General features: G+C 30.0%; 3 protein-coding genes. All 3 read right to left on the bottom strand.

Going from position 1 to position 1,842, the window contains the following annotated elements; translation table 11 throughout:
- Nucleotides 1-34: 34 nt before the first annotated feature.
- Nucleotides 35-724, bottom strand: a complete 690-nt coding sequence (locus FPG59_RS15790; RefSeq protein WP_086455493.1) for a glycosyltransferase family 2 protein — start codon at nucleotides 722-724, stop codon at nucleotides 35-37.
- Nucleotides 725-728: 4 nt separating this feature from the next.
- A complete protein-coding gene (locus FPG59_RS15785; RefSeq protein WP_086455492.1) occupies nucleotides 729-1,127 on the bottom strand; it encodes a toxin-antitoxin system YwqK family antitoxin in 399 nt (132 codons plus the stop codon).
- 41 nt (nucleotides 1,128-1,168) lie between these two features.
- A partial coding sequence (locus FPG59_RS15780) for a DUF547 domain-containing protein (RefSeq protein ID WP_086455491.1) occupies nucleotides 1,169-1,842 on the bottom strand: 674 nt, incomplete at its 5' end.

Here is a 1,842-nt window from a genome sequence, read left to right as displayed (position 1 = left end):
AAAAAATAGGATGATATAAGATAGTACTAACATATTATTTGAAAGCGTATTTAATAATCCAACTAATAATTTTAACTCCTGCCATAATAGTTCCTTTTACAGTACCGGATACTTTTGAAACTCCAATTCTATTTTTGTATCGAACAGGGATTTCAGTATAACTAATATTTTTTTTAAGTACTTTCAATTGCATTTCAACAGTCCAACCATAGGTTTTATCTACCATATTGAGTGACTGTAAAGTGCTGTATTTTATGGCTCTAAACGGTCCTAAATCAGTAAATTTAGATCTAAAAAAAAGACGCATTAACACAGTGGCTAGTCTATTTCCAAAAATTTGTTGCGGTGTCATCGATCCACTTTCTCTTAACTCAGGGACTCTTGCGCCAATGACAAAATCAGCGGTATTATTTAAGATGGGAGCAATTAATTTAGAAAGATCTTCAGGGTAATCAGAATAATCACCGTCAAGAAAAACAACGATATCGGGTGTATTGGGAGTAGTATTTATGTAATCAAGTCCTTTTAAACAGGCATAACCATATCCTTTTTTATTTTCTGATAATACAGTAGCACCAGCTTTTTGAGCTACTGCTACCGTGTCATCAGTAGAATTGTTATTGATTACTATTATTTCGGCTACATAACTCGGAATTTCTTGAATCACATGTTCAATAGCATGTTCCTCGTTATATGCAGGTATGATTACTTTAATTATTTTCATTGTATTATGGATTGTCTTTTTTGTAACTAGCTATGGATGTCCATTCTTTTATTTTAGATCCGGCATTGTATCTTGCTGCTTTATAAATTTTACCTTCGTTGTAAAAAATGCTTAAGCCATTTTCAAGATTGTTATTAAATTCAATTTTTCTTTGAATTTTACCGTTGACATCATATACAATCCACCACTTTGTTTTTTTATCGTTAAAGTAATGTCCTTCTTCTTTCTTGTTGCCGTTTTTGTGATAAAAGAACCAGTAATCTGTTTTTTTGTTTTGGTTTACCCAACCCTCAGAACTTAGTTTTCCGTTATCGTAATAATTTTTTAAATATGTTTTTTGTGCTTTAGCAGGTGTAAAACATAGTAACAATAATAATGTAAGAATGCAATATTTTTTTTTCATATAATTCTATTTGCCCTACACAGCGGTAGGGCCGTATAGGATTATATTTTATTTAAAGTCCAATCAAATTCATACGTTTTTACAGTCAACTTATTATCTATTTTTTTCTCTAAGAATAGATTAATGAAGTCAATTTCATTAAAATAGTTTACTGCAAAATCTTTTTTGTACCATTCAAATATTTTTGGTAATTCAATAATTTTATTTTCTTTATCAACATAAAAGTAATACTTAGAATTTATTACTAATGTTGCTCTTGCTTTTATTTGCTCATCAACTGTTGTTGGTAAATAAGCAGTATTTAACAAAGGTGCGCCACCATTTGCAGCACTTGTTAGTGCAAAATGTATTGCAGGATCAAAAAATAAATCTCTTAAGATAACATTTTCAATATCGTCTAAAGTTAATTCTTGATTTCCTACCATAAAAGTTTCAGTACTAAAAAATCCTGGAACTTTTTCAACTGACTCAATTGGGAATTTATCAACTACACTCTTAATTACACGTAAGTTATAAACATTAATCCAGAATGCTTTTGCTACTTTTTTATCGCTGAATTTAGTGTCTAGTTTTTCTATATTGCTCAAAATATAAACAAGTTCTCCGGGACTTTTCTTGATAGAAAAGTAATCTACCTTACCCTCTGGTGTAACATTTTTCTTCAAGAACATCGTTGCCTGTTCAAAAAACAATTCTGTAGTTTGAGCTTTAGAAA

The sequence above is a fragment of the Flavobacterium sp. FPG59 genome (assembly GCF_002150205.1).
Taxonomy (GTDB): domain Bacteria; phylum Bacteroidota; class Bacteroidia; order Flavobacteriales; family Flavobacteriaceae; genus Flavobacterium.
This window is presented reverse-complemented; position numbering and strand designations above follow the sequence as displayed.

What these genes read in the sequence shown, in the direction of transcription:
- FPG59_RS15785 (WP_086455492.1), bottom strand. Translation starts at nt 1,127, where the DNA reads ATGAAAAAAAAATATTGCATTCTTACATTATTATTGTTACTATGTTTT.
- FPG59_RS15790 (WP_086455493.1), bottom strand. Translation starts at nt 724, where the DNA reads ATGAAAATAATTAAAGTAATCATACCTGCATATAACGAGGAACATGCT.